Origin of the sequence: Dysgonomonas sp. (assembly GCF_035323175.1) — a bacterium.
Classification (GTDB): Bacteria; Bacteroidota; Bacteroidia; order Bacteroidales; family Dysgonomonadaceae; genus Dysgonomonas.
Genome location: NZ_DAOKYH010000031.1, coordinates 1 through 19,589, shown reverse-complemented (window position 1 = coordinate 19,589; position 19,589 = coordinate 1). Strand labels below are relative to the sequence as shown.

At 34.6% G+C, this 19,589-nt stretch carries 23 protein-coding genes and 1 pseudogene; 19 read left to right on the top strand and 5 right to left on the bottom strand.

What is annotated here, in order from left to right; all coding sequences use genetic code 11:
- Positions 1 to 51 precede the first annotated feature (51 nt).
- From PKC55_RS17635 to PKC55_RS17585, 11 genes are all read left to right on the top strand, one after another.
- Positions 52 to 249 carry a hypothetical protein gene (locus PKC55_RS17635; RefSeq protein ID WP_283687699.1) on the top strand — a complete coding sequence of 66 codons (198 nt, stop codon included), beginning with the start codon at positions 52 to 54 and terminating at the stop codon, positions 247 to 249.
- Between the two features lie 108 nt (positions 250 to 357).
- Positions 358 to 687, top strand: a complete 330-nt coding sequence (locus tag PKC55_RS17630) for a hypothetical protein (RefSeq protein WP_283687698.1) — start codon at positions 358 to 360, stop codon at positions 685 to 687.
- 862 nt (positions 688 to 1,549) lie between these two features.
- A complete protein-coding gene (locus PKC55_RS17625) occupies positions 1,550 to 2,293 on the top strand; it encodes an MlaE family ABC transporter permease (protein WP_374043291.1) in 744 nt (247 codons plus the stop codon).
- The gene (locus PKC55_RS17620) at positions 2,290 to 3,063 is read left to right on the top strand and encodes an ABC transporter ATP-binding protein (RefSeq protein ID WP_135107193.1); all 774 of its coding nucleotides are present in this window, start codon (positions 2,290 to 2,292) and stop codon (positions 3,061 to 3,063) included. The genes PKC55_RS17625 and PKC55_RS17620 overlap by 4 nt, the downstream gene beginning before the upstream one ends.
- Positions 3,064 to 3,077: 14 nt before the next feature.
- A complete protein-coding gene (locus PKC55_RS17615; RefSeq protein WP_324373621.1) occupies positions 3,078 to 3,842 on the top strand; it encodes an exodeoxyribonuclease III in 765 nt (254 codons plus the stop codon).
- A 241-nt stretch (positions 3,843 to 4,083) separates the two neighbouring features.
- On the top strand, positions 4,084 to 4,845 hold the full coding sequence (sufC, locus tag PKC55_RS17610; RefSeq protein WP_135107189.1) for a Fe-S cluster assembly ATPase SufC: 762 nt from the start codon (positions 4,084 to 4,086) through the stop codon (positions 4,843 to 4,845).
- Positions 4,842 to 6,182, top strand: coding sequence for a Fe-S cluster assembly protein SufD (gene sufD / locus PKC55_RS17605; RefSeq protein WP_291127214.1), 1,341 nt, complete (start codon positions 4,842 to 4,844; stop codon positions 6,180 to 6,182). The genes sufC and sufD overlap by 4 nt, the downstream gene beginning before the upstream one ends.
- 70 nt (positions 6,183 to 6,252) lie before the next feature.
- On the top strand, positions 6,253 to 7,467 hold the full coding sequence (locus tag PKC55_RS17600; protein ID WP_291127216.1) for an aminotransferase class V-fold PLP-dependent enzyme: 1,215 nt from the start codon (positions 6,253 to 6,255) through the stop codon (positions 7,465 to 7,467).
- 93 nt (positions 7,468 to 7,560) lie between these two features.
- A complete protein-coding gene (gene bamD, locus PKC55_RS17595) occupies positions 7,561 to 8,415 on the top strand; it encodes an outer membrane protein assembly factor BamD (RefSeq protein ID WP_135107178.1) in 855 nt (284 codons plus the stop codon).
- 40 nt (positions 8,416 to 8,455) lie between these two features.
- A complete protein-coding gene (locus PKC55_RS17590) occupies positions 8,456 to 8,788 on the top strand; it encodes a DNA-directed RNA polymerase subunit omega (protein WP_006844092.1) in 333 nt (110 codons plus the stop codon).
- Positions 8,789 to 8,794: 6 nt separating this feature from the next.
- Positions 8,795 to 9,256, top strand: a complete 462-nt coding sequence (locus tag PKC55_RS17585) for a DUF4293 domain-containing protein (protein WP_291127218.1) — start codon at positions 8,795 to 8,797, stop codon at positions 9,254 to 9,256.
- Between the two features lie 177 nt (positions 9,257 to 9,433).
- Here PKC55_RS17585 and PKC55_RS17580 read toward each other — a convergent pair whose 3' ends face one another.
- Complete coding sequence (locus PKC55_RS17580) at positions 9,434 to 10,090, bottom strand: carbonic anhydrase (RefSeq protein WP_291127220.1); 657 nt, start codon at positions 10,088 to 10,090, stop codon at positions 9,434 to 9,436.
- Positions 10,091 to 10,498: 408 nt separating this feature from the next.
- On the opposite strand from PKC55_RS17580, the gene PKC55_RS17575 reads away from it, so the two are divergent.
- Positions 10,499 to 10,636: a hypothetical protein gene (locus PKC55_RS17575; protein WP_283687692.1), complete on the top strand. Its 138-nt coding sequence runs from the start codon at positions 10,499 to 10,501 to the stop codon at positions 10,634 to 10,636.
- Here PKC55_RS17575 and PKC55_RS17570 read toward each other — a convergent pair.
- The 3 genes from PKC55_RS17570 to PKC55_RS17560 all read right to left on the bottom strand — a co-directional run bounded on the left by PKC55_RS17570 (position 10,618) and on the right by PKC55_RS17560 (position 11,934).
- Entirely contained in the window at positions 10,618 to 10,998 is a 381-nt protein-coding gene (locus PKC55_RS17570) for a DDE-type integrase/transposase/recombinase (protein ID WP_283687691.1), read from the bottom strand. The two genes, PKC55_RS17575 and PKC55_RS17570, sit on opposite strands and share 19 nt — an antisense overlap.
- A 110-nt stretch (positions 10,999 to 11,108) precedes the next feature.
- A complete protein-coding gene (locus tag PKC55_RS17565; protein ID WP_283687690.1) occupies positions 11,109 to 11,411 on the bottom strand; it encodes a hypothetical protein in 303 nt (100 codons plus the stop codon).
- A gap of 79 nt (positions 11,412 to 11,490) precedes the next feature.
- Positions 11,491 to 11,934, bottom strand: a complete 444-nt coding sequence (locus PKC55_RS17560; RefSeq protein WP_283687689.1) for a GNAT family N-acetyltransferase — start codon at positions 11,932 to 11,934, stop codon at positions 11,491 to 11,493.
- Between the two features lie 203 nt (positions 11,935 to 12,137).
- On the opposite strand from PKC55_RS17560, the pseudogene PKC55_RS18240 reads away from it, so the two are divergent.
- The 7 genes and pseudogenes from PKC55_RS18240 to PKC55_RS17530 form a co-directional block, all read left to right on the top strand.
- Positions 12,138 to 12,215: pseudogene (locus PKC55_RS18240) on the top strand (NigD1/NigD2 family lipoprotein); the annotation flags it as partial.
- Positions 12,216 to 12,432: 217 nt separating this feature from the next.
- Entirely contained in the window at positions 12,433 to 13,002 is a 570-nt protein-coding gene (locus PKC55_RS17555) for a pilus assembly protein N-terminal domain-containing protein (RefSeq protein ID WP_291127223.1), read from the top strand.
- A 104-nt stretch (positions 13,003 to 13,106) separates the two neighbouring features.
- Complete coding sequence (locus PKC55_RS17550; RefSeq protein ID WP_291127225.1) at positions 13,107 to 13,679, top strand: RNA polymerase sigma factor; 573 nt, start codon at positions 13,107 to 13,109, stop codon at positions 13,677 to 13,679.
- The gene (dma1, locus tag PKC55_RS17545) at positions 13,676 to 14,959 is read left to right on the top strand and encodes a Dma1 family dual membrane-spanning anti-sigma factor (protein WP_291127227.1); all 1,284 of its coding nucleotides are present in this window, start codon (positions 13,676 to 13,678) and stop codon (positions 14,957 to 14,959) included. The genes PKC55_RS17550 and dma1 overlap by 4 nt, the downstream gene beginning before the upstream one ends.
- Before the next feature lie 29 nt (positions 14,960 to 14,988).
- Positions 14,989 to 15,480, top strand: coding sequence for a hypothetical protein (locus PKC55_RS17540; RefSeq protein ID WP_291127229.1), 492 nt, complete (start codon positions 14,989 to 14,991; stop codon positions 15,478 to 15,480).
- 658 nt (positions 15,481 to 16,138) lie between these two features.
- Complete coding sequence (locus PKC55_RS17535; protein WP_291127231.1) at positions 16,139 to 17,746, top strand: S8 family peptidase; 1,608 nt, start codon at positions 16,139 to 16,141, stop codon at positions 17,744 to 17,746.
- Between the two features lie 32 nt (positions 17,747 to 17,778).
- Positions 17,779 to 18,213: a hypothetical protein gene (locus PKC55_RS17530; RefSeq protein ID WP_291127233.1), complete on the top strand. Its 435-nt coding sequence runs from the start codon at positions 17,779 to 17,781 to the stop codon at positions 18,211 to 18,213.
- An 850-nt stretch (positions 18,214 to 19,063) separates the two neighbouring features.
- Here PKC55_RS17530 and PKC55_RS17525 read toward each other — a convergent pair.
- Complete coding sequence (locus PKC55_RS17525) at positions 19,064 to 19,402, bottom strand: RteC domain-containing protein (protein ID WP_291127235.1); 339 nt, start codon at positions 19,400 to 19,402, stop codon at positions 19,064 to 19,066.
- Between the last annotated feature and the right edge of the window lie 187 nt (positions 19,403 to 19,589).

The following is a 19,589-nucleotide window of genomic DNA, read 5'->3' as shown; positions in this document are numbered from 1 at the left end:
TCATCATTGGCAGGATTATTTATCTATATATGACTTAAGGGTAGAAAAAAGGTGACAGAGAAATATATACAAAAAGCTGTTACTTTTGTCACCTTTTTCATTAAGTTTGTTCTTGGCTATAGAGATGCTCAGCCCGAGTGTAAAAGATCAGATCAAGTGATGTCTTCATCATATTGGTATATCATTGTTGGTATAAATTATGCCAAAGATATGTGTTATTTTAATGGGAAAATCCATGTTGGTTCGTAGTAGAATATATTCTATTGAGTTGATTCATGATCTATTTTCTTTTTTCTCCTGGAAATTCTTTAGAATCAAAAACTAAATTCATATTTACTTAAAACATTAAATACATATATGAAATTTATATCTTATTTATTTATGATGTGTTTATTTTTGTCTTGTAATATTAGTAGTAGAAAAGAATATACTATAGATGTTATAAATTCAAGTTATGAAGGACAAATAATAAAAAAACATATTGATAACTGGAATCATGCGGCTAAGATGATCCAAGTCCATACAATTAATAATGATACTTTAAATATAACAGTAGATTTTTATCCTGATTCATGGAATTTTGTAAGTGTGGGTGACTCTATTATAAAAAAATACGGTAAAGGGAGTATCGAAATTAAGAGGAAAACAGGAGGACGAAGAGAATTTTTTTTATATATTCCAAATTAAGAAATATCTTTATTCTCATTTTCCCTCGTTCCTTCGGATTTGTAATCCGAATATGAATCGTGCAAGTATCTATAATCCATTTTAAACTATCCTGGATACTCCTAGTAAAGACTCATATGATGCTTATCCTGAAAAAATAGAGCAAGAGAAGAAAAAAAGAAGAAGATATAATTTCTATTTTTATGAAAAATATAACCAAGCTAAGAGAGAAATTTCTTATATCAATGTGTATCTTAACAACGATGTATTGTCTGTTTTTTTATGAATTGATTGAATCTTCTTGTCTTCCTACCGTAATGTATACTTTAACTGGATTATGGATATTACTAATTGTTATTTCTGTTTTTGAATTAATTGGATTTCTAGTTTCTAAAAAGAGAACGGGGAAAAAGCTATATTATCAGTCTGATGGATTTGTGAGCTTTATATGTATATATTCTCAAATAATTGTAAGCTATTGTTTTTATATATACTTCTTTATATATTTTATATTTGATTTATACAAAGATGATATAATCTTCAATTATATATTACTTATAATATTGGGGGTGTTTATTGGATATAAGATAGCTTTTAAATCTTTCATATACTTAGAGAAAAGAAAATAGATGTATTATTTTCGAAGAGTTTTCTTCGTCCCTTCGGATTTACAATCCGAAGAATTATAACTAAGGATTTATAATTCATATTAATATTGTCGGTATCATCATTCGCACGATTGATTTCCTATAACTCATAAGATAAGTGAAAATTTTTCAAAAAATGTTCTCTTAATGCATTCCATTCGATTGAAATCTGAGAATTATACAAAAAAATGTATCTTTGTTCATGTTTATAAATCTCTGAAAAAACAAATATGTTTATAATTTCTCTTTTAGATAAACTTGGACACTACGCGCTCCTCATGCAAAAGGTTTTCACCAGACCTCAGAAATGGAGTGTTTTTCTTCGTCAGTATCTAGCCGAAATAAGCAAATTAGGAGTAAACTCAATTTGGATTGTGATAATAATCTCCTTTTTCATCGGTGCTGTTATTGTGGTTCAGATAAAGTTGAATATTGATTCTCCGTTCATGCCACGTTATACGGTTGGTTATGTATCCAGAGAGATACTAATCTTGGAATTCTCATCGACGATAATGTGTCTGATTCTAGCAGGAAAAGTCGGATCTAATATAGCGTCCGAAATAGGAACGATGCAAGTTACAGAACAAATAGATGCATTGGAAATAATGGGTGTGAATTCTGCCAATTATATCATTTTGCCTAAAGTAATCGCTTTGATGACTTTCATCCCAGTACTTGTAGTTCTTAGTATGTTTTTTGGTGTAATAGGCGGATATGCAGTCTGTATAATAGGGCAAGTGATGCCTGCTGATACCTTTCAGTATGGACTTCAATTCTATTTCAAAGAATTTTATGTATGGTATGCTATTGTTAAAACTATAATATTCGCTTTCATTATGTCAACTGTGGCCTCTTATTATGGCTACTCAGCACGGGGCGGATCGTTGGATGTGGGCAAAGCTAGTACCGATTCGGTAGTTATGGGTAGTATTCTTATTCTTGTTTCAGACTTGCTGATCACTCAATTGATGATGTCATGATAGAAGTAAAGAACTTATATAAATCATTTGATGAACGAGACGTTCTGAAGGATATAAATATTCTTTTCGAAGCAGGGAAAACCAACCTTATTATTGGACGAAGCGGTTCGGGAAAAACGGTTCTTCTTAAAAATCTCGTAGGCTTGATGCGCCCTTCAAGCGGGCAAATATTATACGATGGACGTGATCTTACAAAAATGAGCCTCGGTGAGATGAAAGATTTGCGTCAAGAGATGGGGATGATTTTTCAAGGATCGGCCTTATTTGACTCCATGACTGTTTTCGAAAATGTCAATTTCCCCTTAATGATGTTCTCCTCAATGACCAAAATAGAGCAGGAGAAACGAACTAAATTCTGTCTGGAAAGGGTAAATCTTGGAGATGCAGGTCACCTATATCCATCAGAGATTAGTGGAGGTATGATGAAGCGTTCTGCCATAGCTCGTGCCATAGCCCTCAATCCAAAATATTTGTTTTGCGACGAGCCAAACTCCGGACTTGACCCTCAAACATCTCTCGTTATAGATGATTTGATACATGATATCACAAAAGAGTATGATATTACAACCGTTATCAATACTCACGATATGAACTCGGTAATGGGTATTGGTGAACGAATCAATTTTATTAAGGAAGGCGAACTCGAGTGGCAAGGTTCAAGCAAGGACGTCATATCTTCTACAAATGAAGATTTTAATGATTTTGTCTTTGCCTCCGACTTATTTAAGAAAGTTAAAGCTGCCGAAAATGAAGGTATCAAGTTGACTTAACACATTTTGATTAAATGAAAGTAATATCATATAATGTAAACGGCATACGTGCCGCTGTAAATAAAGGTCTTTACCAATGGCTTGAACAAGAGTCTCCTGATATTTTATGCTTGCAGGAAATAAAGGCTACGGAAGATCAGATCGATGTATTGACTATTCAATCATTGGGGTATAATTACTATTTTCATCCTGCCGAAAAAAAAGGATATAGCGGAGTTGGTATCTTGACCAAACGTATGCCTGATTTGGTGAAAATAGGAATGGGGATTCCTGACTATGATAGAGAAGGGCGTGTATTACGTGCCGACTATGGAGATGTCACTGTGATTTGTGTTTATATACCCTCCGGTACAATGGGGGATATTCGTCAGGATATAAAAATGAAATTTCTGGCCGATTTTACACATTTTATAAACGATTTACGTAAAGAAAGACCCGAACTCATTATCTGCGGAGATTACAATATCTGTCATAAACCTATCGATATTAATCACCCTGAACGTCATACCAAAAGCTCCGGCTTTTTACCTGAAGAGCGTCAGTGGTTTGATGAGTTTATAGATACAGGACTTATTGATACTTTTCGGGTGTATGATCAAAGTCCGGAGAAGTATAGTTGGTGGAGTTATAGGGCAGGAGCCAGAGGTAAAAATTTAGGGTGGCGTATAGACTATCATGTTATTACGGAAGAAGCTCGTCCACGACTTAATAATGCAGCAATTCTGAGCGAAATAAACTTTTCAGACCATTGTCCTGTTATAGTAGAAATGAGTTTCTAGGAATAAAAACCCTACTCATTTGAAATATGGGAACTATTAGTTTGTTAAATAGTTTAATTTATTAGAAAAGAAACATTATAGATTTAATAAATAACTAATAGCCTGTTAAAAACGGGCTATTTTTGTGTTTTATTTACTATTTTTGCATTCGAAAGCCATGGTGGCTTGAACATATATCAGATCTTAGTGTTAAATGGATAGCTGTAACTAAGATTTTTATTTTAAACAACATATAATAATAATGGCAAATTTATTAAACATAAAGAACTTACATGCCAATGTTGAAGGCAAAGAAATATTAAGGGGATTAGATCTTGTTGTAAATGAGGGAGAAATTCATGCAATAATGGGGCCTAATGGTGCCGGAAAAAGTACCCTTGCTTCGGTTTTGGTAGGTAATCCCAATTTTGAGGTAACAGAAGGCGAAGTAACTTTCAGAGAACATGATCTTTTGGAAATGGATCCCGAAGATAGAGCTCGTGAAGGGTTGTTCCTCAGTTTTCAATACCCTGTAGAAATACCGGGGGTAAGTATGACAAACTTTATGCGCGCTTCTTTAAACGAAATTCGTAAGCATAAAGGTGAGGAGCCTATCTCAGCTTCAGACTTTTTGAAAATGATGCGTGAAAAGCGTCAATTAGTTGAGCTAGACAAAGACCTTGCGGGACGTTCGGTGAACGAAGGTTTCTCGGGAGGAGAGAAAAAACGTAACGAGATTTTCCAAATGGCTATGTTAGAGCCGAAGTTGGCAATACTTGATGAGACAGATTCAGGGCTTGATATCGATGCCTTGCGTATTGTTGCAGCCGGTGTAAACAAGTTGAGGAGCAAGGATAATGCTACAGTTGTTATTACCCACTATCAACGTTTACTAGACTATATTAAGCCGGACTATGTTCACGTATTATACAAAGGACGTATAGTAAAAAGCGCAGGAGCTGAATTGGCTCTGGAATTGGAAGAAAGAGGATACGATTGGATTATTAAAGATTTTGAAGAATGATAGAAAATCAATATATAGACATATTTACCCAGTATAGAGATAAGATTGATGCAAAGTCTTTATCAGGGATGAATAGTCTTCGAGATAAAGCACTAAATATTTTTAAAGAACAGGGATTCCCCACCAAGAAGATGGAGGATTATCTCTATCTGGACGTTGCAGCGGAATTTTTACCTGACTTTGCTCTCAATATTAACAGGTTGCCATTCACAGGGAACCCATATGTTGCTTTTAGGTGTGAAATTCCTAATTTGACTACAAATCTTTACTTTGTTCTCAATGATATATTTCATGAAGAACATAAGCCAAAGGTAAATTATCCGAGCGGGGTATTTATTGGTAGTTTCAAGCATTTTGCAGAAGAAAAGCCCGAGGTGTTTTCTAAATATTATGGGCAAATAGCAGAGATGGATAAAAACGGAATTGTCGCATTCAATACAATGTTTGCTCAAGATGGTTTTGTTATTTATGTACCTAAGGGTGTTGTTGTAGAAGAGCCAATTCAGCTGATCAATATATTGAAGAGTGAATTTAATAGTCTTGTTAATCGCCGTATTCTGATTATAGCCGAGGATGATGCTCAGGTGAAATTACTTATTTGTGATCATACTGTAGATGAATCTCAGTTTTTAGCAACGCAGGTTACCGAAATCTTCGCCGGACGTAATGCTCTTATCGATTATTACGACTTGGAAGAAAACTCAGATAAAGTTACCCGTTTGACAAATACGTTTGTTCATCAGCTCGAAGCATCAAATGTATTGATCAATAATATGACTTTCAATACGGGCGTTAGCCGTAATAACTATAATGTAAAACTATCCGGACAGCATGCTGAAGCTTATGTATGTGGTATGGTTATAGCGGATAAGCATCAGTATGTAGATAATTTTGCTTTTCTCGATCATCTTGTACCACACTGTACGAGTACGCAGTTGTTCAAGTATGTGTTGCAAGACGAAGCTACAGGTGCTTTTTGTGGACGTATACGAGTTGAAAAAGATGCACAGAAAACATTGGCATATCAGTCGAATAATAACTTATGTATTTCTCCAAATGCTCATATGTATTCCAAGCCACAATTGGAGATTTATGCCGATGATGTAAAATGTTCGCACGGATTAACTACAGGGCAGTTAGATGAAGAGGCTCTGTTTTATCTTCGCTCACGTGGTCTCTCTAAGGAATCTGCTCGTTTGATGCTAATGCAAGCTTTTGCTGCGGGAGTATTAGAACATGTTCGTATCGACCGCCTAAAAGAAAGACTACTGGATTTGGTCGAAAAACGTTTCAAGGGAGAATCTGCTCGTTGCGGAAATTGTGCAGTATGTAAATGATAAATGAAACATAGTTCTCGGTTGCAGAATATCATTATGCTGCCAACTGATAACTATTGACAGTGAAAAAATGAATATAGAAGAAATAAGATCAGATTTTCCTATTCTATCTACTACGGTTTATGGTAAACCTCTTATTTATCTGGATAATGGGGCTACTACCGAAAAACCAAAATGTGTGGTAGAGGAAATGACTAAAATATATTACACCACGAACGCTAATGTGCATCGTGGTGTACATTATTTAAGCCAGCAAGCTACAGATCTGGCTGAAGAATCGAGAGTGGTGGTGCAGCAATTCATCAACGCTAAACATAGCCACGAGATCATTTTTACAAGAGGCACTACAGAGTCGATAAATCTTGTTGCTCATAGTTTTTGCCGCCAATTTTGCAATGAGGGTGACGAAATTATTATTTCGGCAATGGAACATCATGCTAATATTGTATCGTGGCAATTGCAAGAGCCAATACGAGGAATCAAGCTTAAAGTAATTCCTATCAACGATAAGGGGGAATTGATGTTGGACGAAATGGAGAAACTTATTTCGCCAAAAACACGTCTGATATCAGTTACACATGTCTCTAATGTATTGGGTACTGTAAATCCTGTTGATCAAATAACAGAAATTGCTCACAAACATAATATTCCTGTGCTTATAGATGCGGCTCAATCGGTTCAGCATATGACGCTGGATGTACAAAAGCTGGACTGTGATTTTCTTGTTTTCTCAGGACATAAGGTTTATGGCCCGAATGGAGTAGGTGTTTTGTATGGTAAAGAAAAATGGCTGAATCAGATGCCGCCTTATCAGGGTGGGGGTGAAATGATAAAAACGGTTTCCTTTAAAGAGAGTACATTCAACGAGTTACCATTCAAGTTTGAGGCCGGAACCCCTGATTATCCGGGAGTGATAGCGTTGGCCACAGCATTGAAATACATAAAAAATATTGGGCTTGACTCAATAAAAGCATACGAAGATGAGTTATTAAGATATTGTACTGATGAATTACTGAAAATAGAAGGTTTACGAATATATGGAACTTCGGATAAGAAAAGCAGCGTAATCTCGTTTTTGGTAGATAATATTCATCATTACGATATGGGAATGCTTTTAGATAAAATGGGAATAGCCGTTCGTACAGGTCATCACTGCGCTCAACCTCTTATGGATGAGTTGGGTGTGGATGGTACAGTGAGAGCTTCATTGGCATTCTACAATACAAAAGAAGAGATTGATCAGTTGGTAATAGGGGTAAAAAAGGTTGCTTCGATGTTTCGCTAAACTGATCGTGAATCTCAAAAAAATATAATTGTAAAAGTTTATTTTTAAATTATAAAAGCTTTGTGTAAATTTGCAAACTAATTTTTGAGTAGAATGAAGATACGAATCCTGTGTACCTTATTATTAGCAATGCTGCTTGCATCATGCGGCGAATATAATAAAATATTGAAAAGCCGTGATGCCGAGTTAAAGTATGAATATGCTAAGAAATACTTCGATCAAAAGAAATATGGAAGAACAATCACCTTGTTAGATGAGATTTTATCTGCATATACAGGGTCTTCCAAAGAGCAGGAAATATTGTATCTGTTGGCTCAAGCCTATTTCTATGATAAAGATTATACAACAGCTACCCAGTACTATACCCGATATTATAATAAGTTTCCGAAGGGAGAATTTACCGAGTTGGCACGATTCAATTCTGCTTACGGATTGTATCTCGACTCTCCGGATGCGAGGTTAGACCAAACAAGCACCTTTAAAGGGATTCAGGAATTTCAGAATTTTTTGGAATATTTTCCTCAAAGCGAAAAGGCTCCCGAAGCTCAGGATTTGATGTTTAAACTTCAAGAGAAGTTAGCATACAAAGAATTTCTGGCCGCACGCTTATATTATAACTTGGGGCTTTATAATAGAGAGAACTATTACGAATCTTGCGTAGTAACTGCACGTGAGGCTCTAAAATCTTATCCTTTCTCTGAATTTACCGAGGAATTCCAGATTTTGATTGTTAGAGCGAGATTTGAACAAGCCGTTTATAGTGTTGAAGAAAAGAAGCCTGTACGTTACAGAGATTTGATGGATGAACACTTCAATTATAAGAATATGTTCCCTAACGGTAAGTACACTAAAGAAAGTGAACGTTACTATCGTGCAGCCTTAAAAGCATTAGGTCAGGAAGTAGATGATGCAACAAACGAAGCTGTTCAACAAGAATTGAAGAAATAAATAATCGAAAAAAACAATATAATTATATTTTAAAATCATTATGGATTATAGAAAAACAAATGCAGCAAGCAATACTATTACCAGAGATATGATGTCTTTGTCAGAAGACACCGGTAATGTATACGAAACTGTTAGAATTATCGCTAAGCGTTCTAACCAGATTTCTGTTGAAATGAAACAGGATTTGGATAAGAAACTACAGGAATTTGCTTCATATAACGATAATCTGGAAGAAGTTTTCGAAAATAGAGAACAAATAGAAATCTCTCGTTACTACGAAAAACTTCCTAAGCCAACGCTTATCGCAGCTCAAGAGTATACAGAAGGAAAACTTTATTACAGAAATCCTAGTAAGGATAAAGATAATTTCTAATATAGAATGATACAGCGTATACAGTCGATTTTTCTCCTTCTTACAACGATATTGATGGGGGCTACTTTTGTGATTCCATCGCTTGAAATAACGAGTGAAGGTCTTAAATTTTCAAGTATATTGTTTAATTCTTTGGGAATATTTGATAGCTCAATATCTTATCATGCTTGGGGAGCGGCTATCTTTTGTGCTCTATCTGCTATCGTAGCTTTTCTAAATATATTTCTGTATAATAAAAGAAAGTTACAAATAAAATTGGGATTATTTACGGCTTTGTTGATAGCTATATATTATGTGACTGCCGCGTTTTATGTAAGTGCATTCTTAGATAAGATTACTCCAGGATATTCCTTAAATATTCAACTTGGAATTATTTTCCCTGTATTAGCCCTGATCTTTGATTTACTTGCTGTTTCACGTATAAAGAAAGACGAAAAGCTTGTAAAATCTTTAGATCGCATACGATAAGCTGTCATATTTATTTGAAGTAAGCATACATATTCGTTTTTTTGATATTATTTAATATCAATTGCGGATATAAGTAATATAAGAGTTTTACATTTACACCCTTTTTCCTAAAGCCCTTAAGCGGGGTATCTAAATAGGAAAAAGGGTGTAATGATATTTATGGGGTAGTGGAATTCTTCAATCTTCAGCATTGCCTGTAATATCATAAATCTCTTTAATCTTATCAAGTTCGCCATCCATATCGAAGAAAAGATCATGAAGTTGGGCATCCTTGATATCAAATACCCATCCCGCAACTTTAGGATATCCTTTTTCGTAATAAGACTTTTGTACTTCTCCCATTTTAATTATGTTGCGGCATTGTTCGTATGTGTTAAGTTCTACAAGACGCCTATGTCTGGCTCCGATATCATCAATAGCAGCCAGTTCCTCTTTATGTAGATGGTAGACATCTCGTATACTTCGCAGCCAAGGGTTAAGTATCCCATAGTCCGACTTTTTCATCGCCGCTTCTATTCCTCCACATCCATAGTGACCACAAACAATAATAAATTTAACTTTTAGGTATTCAACTCCGTAGTTGATAACGGAAAGAGCACTTAGGTCAGTGGCTATAACCATGTTTGCAATATTACGATGGATAAAAACCTCTCCTGGCTTTAATCCCATAACCTGATTGGGATGTACTCTGCTATCCGAACATCCGATATATAGAAAATCAGGATGCTGGTCTGCTGCTAATAACTTAAATAGTCCGGGGTTGTCTATCTTATTTTTCTCTATCCATTTATTATTAGCCTCAAATATTCGATTATATTTTTCTTGATCAGACATGTATTCGTTTTTAGTTTGTACCCAAAGATAATATTTATTATTTTTTATTCTTATTTTTGAGGTAGCTGACCTTGAGATTATTCAAAGATATTCGAAGAACTACAGAGTAGGGAATGTTTATAATACCCTTTAATTGTAGTTTTGTATGATTAGAGAAGGGACAGCACTCATAACTCAGAGATATCAAGAAAGATATCGGAAAAAGAAATCTTTAAAATTAAATCTAGTTAGGGTATAAATTTCAAGACAATCTTATATTAGGTGTTATTGTAAAGTCGCAGAGAATAACAGATAAGTTGCTATTTGTTAGATAATACTGCAATCCAACCAATTGAAAATTTTTATATGAAAACATTAAGTAAGCTAAAATTGGACAACCTGAATAAGGTTGAATTAGACTAACTGGAAGTGGACATACTGAGGGGTGGCGATCATCTTGGGCTTCTGGAAGCGGAGGCTCTTCAACCAGTGATCACAATTCAGCAAATACAGCAGGAGGTTTGTCTTCTACTTATGGTTTTAGTGGTTCAGGTAGCGGGAATATAATTTTCAGTCATGCTTGGTGTTATCTTTTTCTTTTTTAATGTTACTTGATAATCATTACTACAATACAGCAAACCCCGATCTGGGTGATGGATCAGCTTATTTCTATATCGCCTTAGCTTTATAGCCATATTCAATGCTATTAAAGAACCCTCCGTTGCCAGGCTGTAAGAGGCATCATATACCATTATCTTCTTGGAGTATGCATCGGTAACCAACGCCAAATAACAGTTTCTGCCTCTGCCGCCAATATAGATTATAGACACTACTTGTTCTGCTGTACCCTGCTGCTTCATAGATCGGAAGGAACGGTAATAAACCTGTCTACTTACCCCGAGCAATCCACAGGTGGAGGTTTTACTCACTTGGTATTCTCTTGAGAATCGGTCGATTGTTAGGGTAAGGAGTTTTTCGGATAGGGATATTAAATTCCTTTTCCGCCATATCGATCATCATATCAAAGAAGATCGCTTTCTTATCTGAGGTTTCTGCTTGCTTCTCCAATAATTTTTTGCTTTTCCAATAGCTTGATTTTTTGCTCAAGCTCGAGTCTCTTTTGATCTTTACTCTTTTGCATATTACTGGACGTTTGATTTACCCAGTCAAAGGTACTATATTTTCTCAGCCAATTAGTAATTGTCCGATCTCCTTGAACTCCATACTTCTTTTTGGCGGAAGTTACTGAGATATCTTCTCGCTCAATCTCCGAGACCACTGATAACTTAAAAGATATGCTATAATCTTTTTGTATGCGCTTGACATAATTAATCTCTTCCATAACATTACATCTTTTGTGTAACCCTATTTAGGACGAGACATACGAGAGCAGGAAAAAGCGATGGGATATTTTCCTATCATTAATTCCACCAATTATAATAATTGTGTTCACTGTCTAACTCAAAATCACATTTAGGATATAAATTATTACCGATCTTATTTGTTTTTTGAGTTTCAAGCAATAGTCCGCAAGCACCGGTTTCATTACAATATTGTTTACAGCGGTCTATAAGATCTATTGCAAAGCCAAACCCACGATAAGCAGGGTCAACAAACAAGTCGCTCAACAACCATTGGCGTTTTAGTGATTTATAATGATACAGAGGATACAACTGTGCAAAGCCTACATATTTATCATCTTTCTTGATAAGAAATGTAACGGTTTCATTGTTCGTTATACGTTCTTTCAGAAAAGATTTACCTTTTTCCAAATCAGATGGTTGTTCATAAAATACACGATAATTGTCGAACAATACTGCAAGTTCATTTAGGTGTTCTAATGTTGCTACTTCAATTTGTTTCATAAGTTAAATAATTTAGTACGTTAAACTGCGAAACAAAATTAGAGCAACCAGCGATGACTTTGGCATACCAAAAATAAAATATACAGATAGTCCAGAGTGACCTCTACCTCATTTCGATTCATTCTAAAATCATTAAGCTGTTCGCCTTCAAAGAGTAAAATATAGCAACACCTCCACGCGGTAACTGGACAGAAAAAGGAAAGAAAGGAAAGACAGTAAAGCTAAAACTTAAATCGAAATCATTCAGTGGCGATAAATCTGCCGAATTCGATTATACTACAGGAAGGAAACACCAACAAAGGCTGTGGTACGACATCGTTCAGAGGGATAAATGTGCAGTAATATCTTATTCAGATATGCCGCTAAAATATTAAATTATGTTAATGCTTTAATTTTGAATTATATTGCATGCAAGGTTTAAGAAAAATGGGATTTATATAATTGAAAGTTCAAAAAACACATGAATTTAAAAACAAAGTTTAATTTAATTCAAAAACAATGAAAAATTTAAAAACAATTTCGAGCCTGTTTTTTCTTAGTTTGGTTGCCTTGTCTATTACATTTACATCGTGTGATAAAGACGACGACAATGACAAAGGGCTGAAATTTAATCCGGGCAAAATTGAAGTTGAAATTGGTAAAACAGCCACTGTGACAGTCAGTGGTGGAGCAGAACCATATACTGTTCTGGCAAAGGATCAAAAAATAGCTACCGCAAAAGCCGATAAAAATGTTATAACTATCACCGGGGTAAGCAAAGGTGCAACAACTATTACTGTAACAGATAAGAATAAAATCAACGGAACAATATCTATAACTGTAAAGGAATCTGCCGGACTAAATTTGGATAAAAAAACAGTTAGTGTAGATGTTGCCAAGGAAGATGTTGTGACAATCAGTGGAGGTGTTGCTCCTTATGCGGCTGAGGCTAAGGATGCCGGAATTGCTACTGCATCAGTAAAAGACAATAAAATTACAATTAAAGGAGTAAAAGCAGGAACCACAACCATTACAGTAACCGATAAAGACAAGAAAAATAACGGAACAGTAACTGTAACTGTAAAGTAATAAAACATTACCAAAACTAATTATAAGTTATACCTTTACAAAGAGGTATAACTTATATTTTAAAAGGGCTTTAACGCTGATATTTGGGTTGTACCTGCTGATAAATGATAGAGGAAATAGATAAAGAACAAGAGTTGCTTCAAAAAATCGTCTGTGGCGAGATCGTCGCTATGAAAGATTTTTATAACAAATATTCTGGGTATTTCACAACAGTATGCTCTCGTTATATCTCTAGCAGGGATGATATTAAAGATGTTTTACAAGAAAGCTTTCTTAAGATTTTCAAGTCAATCAAGAGTTTTGAATACAAAGGAGCAGGATCATTAAAGGCTTGGTCTTCACGTATTGTTATCAATGAGTCTTTGAAATTTATTAAAAGGAATGAGAAGCTGGATATAATCAATAACCCCTCATGGGACTTGCCGGATATAGTCGAAGAAGACGAGACTGAATTTGACGATATGCCGATATCAATCATATTAGAAATGATCCGCTCTCTACCTGTCGGATATAGAACAGTATTTAACCTTTATGTTTTTGAAAAAAAGAGTCATAAAGAAATCGCATCAATATTGAATATTTCAGAAAACACCTCTGCATCTCAGTTGCATAGGGCAAAAGGGCTTCTGGCAAAGCAGATAAGTGTACACAAGTCAATTAAAAAAATGGAGTTATGAGCAATCAATGGTCAGATAACCTGCGTAAACGAATGGAGGTTCATGAAGAACCCTCACCGGAGGGGTTGTGGGAGGATATTGAAGAAATCATAAAAAGAGAAAACTCCGGCAAACCATTTTCAAGACCGGCAAAGGTTTTATTATGGGGAAAACGCATTGCTGCGGTAGCTGCAATAGTAATCATGGTATTTACTATTGGCTATGTCATATTCAATAAGCAAGAAGAAGATGTGCAGTTTGCAATAGAGACTTCCCGATCGCCTTTTACCCCTGAGGTAAAAATGATCGACCAGAAGCAACAAAATGATATTATAGTAACAAAAGGTAACCGTCTGATTCACAAAAAATCAAAAGCTGAAGGTTTACTGTCATCAAAAGAAGATTTTTCGACAGATAGTATTGGATTTACTGAAAAAGAAGAGACTACAACGCCCCGGGAAATAAATAAAGATGACAGTATTGAACCAATTGTCAAACTCAAAAAAGAAGAGCATAAACGTTTATATTCAGATAAGAGTCACAGTTTATGTCCTGAGTTTGATCTTGATATATATGAGAGTCATCAGAGAAACAGGAAAACAAAGTGGAGCACGAATCTCTACGCCTCAAACCTGTCATCCGGTTCAACAAATAAATATGGAGGCTACGGAAGTTTTTCCCCTCAGGAGATGACTCCAGGATATGATCAAGGAGAACCAGTCCTTAATGAAGATCCCTATGAAGATATTCTTGTTGGGAATCAATACAAGGAAGTCTACACCGATGTGAAACACAGACAGCCCATGACAGTAGGCATATCCGCTAATTATAGTATAGATGATAAGTGGAGTATCAGAAGCGGCTTAACCTATACTGCTTTATCCTCACGGTTAAGATCAGGAAGTGATCATTATTACTATTCCAGTGAGCAGATGCTGCATAATATTGGAGTACCTTTGGATATTAGCTATTGCGTTTGGCGAAATGAAAAGTTATCGGTTTATTTTTCGGCAGGAGGTATGGTTGAAAAGAACGTATCCGGAAAATTAATCACCGATTATATTATTGATAATAAATTAGAATCTACAAAGAAAGAAGATCTATCTATCGATCAGCTGCAATGGTCTTTAAACACTTCCCTGGGAATTCAATATAACCTTACGAAGAGGATCGGTTTATATTTAGAACCCGGAGCCAGTTATTATTTAAAAAATAAGAGTGAAATTGAAACTATTTATAAAGAAAAACCGTTAAATCTAAGTTTACGGTTTGGTCTGAATTTTTCGATAAACAGTAAGTGAATATTGCAATAAATTAAACAATTGACAGTATGAATAAGATGACAGTAAGAAATTTATTTGTTTTAATGATTTTAACCTCTATTGTCTATGCGTGCCAAAGCGGAACTAATTCCGGCAAAACGCAAGAGCAAACAAATGCAACAAAATCCTCCGATAAGGAAGACATTCCTTTTACCGTGGCAAAGAACTATTTTGTCAATAATACCATAAAAAATATAGATAATCCCAAGATCACATCACAGGATCAATTCAATAAAATATTCGGGGCAGCAGCTGCGATGGGTACAGGCGGATCACCTACCAAAATAGATTTTACAAAACAATATGTAATTGCTGTCGTTAAACCTGAAAGCGAATATAATACAGTAATAACTCCGGTAAGCTTACCAAAAGACAATGATCACCTGATATTTACATATAAAGTAGAAAAGGGAGAAAAACAGTCATATACAATGCTACCATGTCTTATTGTAATTGTCGATAACACCTACAACAGAGACATCATATTGAAAGAAATTTGAGCCGATAATATAGCTTATTAATATTTTGACAAGACGCAAATCATAAAAAGATCGACAGCGAAACAAATAAATATTCTTTATCTCCAGAATTACTTTTTGTAATATGTACAGGTTCTGAATCCAACAATTGAATTTCATTTTTTCTTTATAATGTATTAAATATAAGGATATTATATAATAATAAAAAAATAAAACTTGTTGTTTTTCATCTTTAACTTTTTAGCATCTTCGTTCTTTTCGATTAACAAAGATATACTCTTTCCTAAATAATTTATAACATTAAGAGTTTCATCCGTCCTTCATTTCAAGGCGAATTCGCAAACGTGAGTTTGGTTTATCAATGATTTGATATAGTTTACATATAGCATTTAACTATTATTGATTATTGTTTGTTAAATAAATAAAATTAGAATTTAATAACTAAACAAATTGATTGATTTATAGCTATTTGTGTAATATTGAAAAGAACTGGTTACTGTATTCTTCAATCTTAAATATTTGTATTTGTGATATTTATAATTTTCATCTTATTCAGAAATGATTACCTTTAGTTTTCAAAAGTTACACAGGGTGTTAATATCTTTATAGGATGCGGCAAATCTATTATAGATCAAATAACCAAAGATAAGTATAGATATTCATTAATCTTATTTAAATTATGAAAAAAAAGTTAAGCATTAAATTAACGATTTGCTTTCTAGCAGCCGTATTATTTGGGGGATGTAATGATTCTCAAATACTGGAAAATGATCCAACTACAGCTAAAACTATAGAAAAAGCAAATTATTATTGGTTCAATGGGGAAAGGGTCTATTTAGAAGAAATACCCAATAAGCAATATATTGTATTCAATAAGAAAAATTTATCTACACTAAGAAGTCGTAAACAGCTATCTGTTTCAGAGCAGGGATTTAATGAGTTAAAACTTTCAGGAGTTGTTGCATCGAAAAAAACTCTTGCAGAAAAAACAGATATGATGTGGGGGGTAATCGAGAGTTCCCTAAAATCAGTAAACGTTGGTGATACTACCGAAATTATATATAGTTCGCCCTTTTATAGGTCTTCTTTGAATGGAGAAGTAGGTATATCACATCTTTTTTATGTAAAATTAAAATCTGACTCAGATAAAAACAAACTTATAGAGTTGGCTAAAAAGAACCATGTAGAAGTTCTCGGGAACAACGAATTCCTACCTCTTTGGTATACACTCTCATGTGACAATGGATCTGCCGGAGATGCATTACAAATGGCTAATCAATTTTATGAAAGCGGTCTTTTTGAAAAAGCAGAACCAGATATAATGACGAGTTTAAGTTTAAATACACCTAATGATACCTATTTTAACAGCCAATGGAACCTGAATGGAAACCAATCCATCAATTGGTTGTCAGCTCATCAATTGACTAAGGGAGATAATATTATAGTTGCTGTTATTGATCAGGGAATTGAACAGTTACATCCTGATTTAGCGAATATTTATCCTGTTTATGACACTCGTGAGGGTTCATGGTATTCCACAAATATTTATGGACCTCATGGTACTGCATGTGCCGGCATTATCGCGGCTTCAGCAAATAACAATAAAGGTATTGCAGGAATAGCCCCTGATGCAAAGATTTATAGTTTTGCCAGCCCATTAATACAATCTCCTAATTTAACTCAGGAATTAGCGTCAGGGTTATCATTAGCTGCCCGAAGTGCAGATGTTATTAGCTGTTCATGGGGTGGGAATGCCTTAACAAGTTCTATGATCCAAGATGCAATTCGCTATGAGGCATCCTGGGGAAGAAATGGCAAAGGGACAGTCGTGGTATTTGCTACCGGAAATGATTATAGCAGCAGTGTCGTATTTCCTGCAAATTGTTATGATAAAATAATAGCCGTTGGCTCTACAAATAAGAATGGAAAGAGATCCGGCTTTAGCAACTATGGTACAGAATTGGATGTTGTAGCTCCTGGAGAATACATTCCGACAACGGATTTACTTTCTAAATGGGGGTATTCCGAGACGGATTATTATATGGCGTTCGACGGAACTTCTGCGGCATGCCCTCATGTTGCTGGAGTCGCAGCCTTAATACTATCTGTAAATGGTAACCTTACGAGCCAGGAAGTTGGAGATATTATTGAAAAAACCGCCCGAAAAGTCGGAGGATACGCTTATTCGACTGTATCAGGCAGACCGAATGGAACCTGGAATAAAGAAATGGGGTATGGATTGGTTGATGCTTATGCAGCTGTACTGGAAGCTAAAAGACGATTATAATTAAAAACGATCATAATTAATTGTATAAAAAAATGAAAAAGATATTACCTATACTCATGCTGGTGTTTTTGAGCAGCTGCGATAATGAATCTGATGACTTTGTCTATCGCGAATATCAGTTACCTCCTAATAATGGCAATCTGGAATTAAAAATTGGGGAAGAAGAAGTCACACTAATTAACGACAAGACCAAATTTCAGGAGATTTTTTCTTATTATCCAAATGCACAGACCGTTGATTTCAATAAATATACCTTGTTACTGATAAGGGGTATTTCAACCTCGGGGATAGTAGAGATTCAGAAATCAATTTCTAAAACGGATGGTGGAAAATACGCATTTGACATAACCATAGAGAGGAATCAGGCTACAGTGATGGAACCTTGGTATCTGGCTTATATTATTCAGAAAACAAATGAGGAAAATATTAAATTCACTATAAACTATATTCCATCTGAAGGTAAATAGTAAGAGAGCTGCTCTATGAGTAAGATCAACCCTTTAAGAATCGATAATTTTAAAAAATATCATCAATATAAACTTTAAGAAAACAAGTTAAAAGAAGCTGAACCACTATATATGGGACAGCTTCTTTGTTTTTAGAACGAGTTCCTTTAGCTATAAAACATAAGATAAGGTTTGATTTATACTGAATATAACATATTTTAAAGAATGGAAAATCCAGTCTAAGGCTAGTCAATAGAATACGGAATAGATCTAACAATTTTTGACTGTATAAGGCTTTCTTATACTTATAAGCTGTACGTTTTAGTTCGGGCATCAATTTTTGTTTAGGATATACTACATCTGTATAAATACGGTTATAGACATCAATTTCTTGTCTTAGTTCCAATGGGAAATATCCGTGAAGCGTAATACATTGTACCCAATGCCTGTCTAAGTTTGAAATACAGCAAATATAGTTGATTTTTGACCCCTCTTCCGATAAGCGAATACAAATTTAAACGTCCAAATTGTTAGACTAGCACTAAAGCCGAAACGCTTATAAAAACGAAACAAGCTAAGCTCTTAAAGCGTATTATGGATAGCGTATGGAAGAATATTGATAATTATTAGCAATCGATTAGGATTTGTATTCGTAATAACTACAAAATCAAAGATGTTACCCTTTGGTGTGATTATATTGACTAACATCGATTCTATGGAAAGACCTGCATAGACCTAAATACATTTACCCTGATAATCTAAATATGTAGCCAAGAAAGCAAAAGTAGATGTCTAATTAGAAATTGAAAAACAACCGATTATAAACAAGCAAAAGCCAAGCTCTTCGGATTAATATTTTCAGATGGATTAATCAATGTATGGGGATTTGAAAGTGTCGCTGAAATAATGTCCGAAGGTAAAGCCATGCGCTATTGTCCAATCCATCCAGCTTTTCTTCTAGAAGCTTGATCAATTTATCTATGAACAAAGTACGACTACCTTTACGATCCTCAATTTCTAGAAAAGTATAATAAAAATCTCCTAGATTGATATTGAATACTGTCTCAATATATTTAGCAAAGTCTTTGATGTTCCTATTGCCATTATTGAAACAACCTGCATTATCCCATATGTAAATATGTTCAACAAAGTTTACTTTCTTTGAAATCCATGTAAGTCTTGTTTTAGGAAAACTAAACGTTTCTTGGATATTTATTGGCTACATTGATATAAAATACTCTTTGAATGAGCATAATTAAATTCCACTCATTTTCAGTTGTTTAGTGTTATTTATGCCAATTAAATATCTAATATATGTGCAACATATTTCAAGTCGTCAGATAATACTATTTTAAATCTCTAGATAATTTCTTTCCATATCTTGCTAAATTAATAAA

What these genes read in the sequence shown, in the direction of transcription:
- PKC55_RS17630 (WP_283687698.1), top strand. Translation starts at nt 358, where the DNA reads ATGAAATTTATATCTTATTTATTTATGATGTGTTTATTTTTGTCTTGT.
- PKC55_RS17620 (WP_135107193.1), top strand. Translation starts at nt 2,290, where the DNA reads ATGATAGAAGTAAAGAACTTATATAAATCATTTGATGAACGAGACGTT.
- PKC55_RS17615 (WP_324373621.1), top strand. Translation starts at nt 3,078, where the DNA reads ATGAAAGTAATATCATATAATGTAAACGGCATACGTGCCGCTGTAAAT.
- sufC (WP_135107189.1), top strand. Translation starts at nt 4,084, where the DNA reads ATGGCAAATTTATTAAACATAAAGAACTTACATGCCAATGTTGAAGGC.
- sufD (WP_291127214.1), top strand. Translation starts at nt 4,842, where the DNA reads ATGATAGAAAATCAATATATAGACATATTTACCCAGTATAGAGATAAG.
- PKC55_RS17600 (WP_291127216.1), top strand. Translation starts at nt 6,253, where the DNA reads ATGAATATAGAAGAAATAAGATCAGATTTTCCTATTCTATCTACTACG.
- bamD (WP_135107178.1), top strand. Translation starts at nt 7,561, where the DNA reads ATGAAGATACGAATCCTGTGTACCTTATTATTAGCAATGCTGCTTGCA.
- PKC55_RS17590 (WP_006844092.1), top strand. Translation starts at nt 8,456, where the DNA reads ATGGATTATAGAAAAACAAATGCAGCAAGCAATACTATTACCAGAGAT.
- PKC55_RS17585 (WP_291127218.1), top strand. Translation starts at nt 8,795, where the DNA reads ATGATACAGCGTATACAGTCGATTTTTCTCCTTCTTACAACGATATTG.
- PKC55_RS17580 (WP_291127220.1), bottom strand. Translation starts at nt 10,090, where the DNA reads ATGTCTGATCAAGAAAAATATAATCGAATATTTGAGGCTAATAATAAA.
- PKC55_RS17565 (WP_283687690.1), bottom strand. Translation starts at nt 11,411, where the DNA reads ATGGAAGAGATTAATTATGTCAAGCGCATACAAAAAGATTATAGCATA.
- PKC55_RS17560 (WP_283687689.1), bottom strand. Translation starts at nt 11,934, where the DNA reads ATGAAACAAATTGAAGTAGCAACATTAGAACACCTAAATGAACTTGCA.
- PKC55_RS17555 (WP_291127223.1), top strand. Translation starts at nt 12,433, where the DNA reads ATGAAAAATTTAAAAACAATTTCGAGCCTGTTTTTTCTTAGTTTGGTT.
- PKC55_RS17550 (WP_291127225.1), top strand. Translation starts at nt 13,107, where the DNA reads ATGATAGAGGAAATAGATAAAGAACAAGAGTTGCTTCAAAAAATCGTC.
- dma1 (WP_291127227.1), top strand. Translation starts at nt 13,676, where the DNA reads ATGAGCAATCAATGGTCAGATAACCTGCGTAAACGAATGGAGGTTCAT.
- PKC55_RS17540 (WP_291127229.1), top strand. Translation starts at nt 14,989, where the DNA reads ATGAATAAGATGACAGTAAGAAATTTATTTGTTTTAATGATTTTAACC.
- PKC55_RS17535 (WP_291127231.1), top strand. Translation starts at nt 16,139, where the DNA reads ATGAAAAAAAAGTTAAGCATTAAATTAACGATTTGCTTTCTAGCAGCC.
- PKC55_RS17530 (WP_291127233.1), top strand. Translation starts at nt 17,779, where the DNA reads ATGAAAAAGATATTACCTATACTCATGCTGGTGTTTTTGAGCAGCTGC.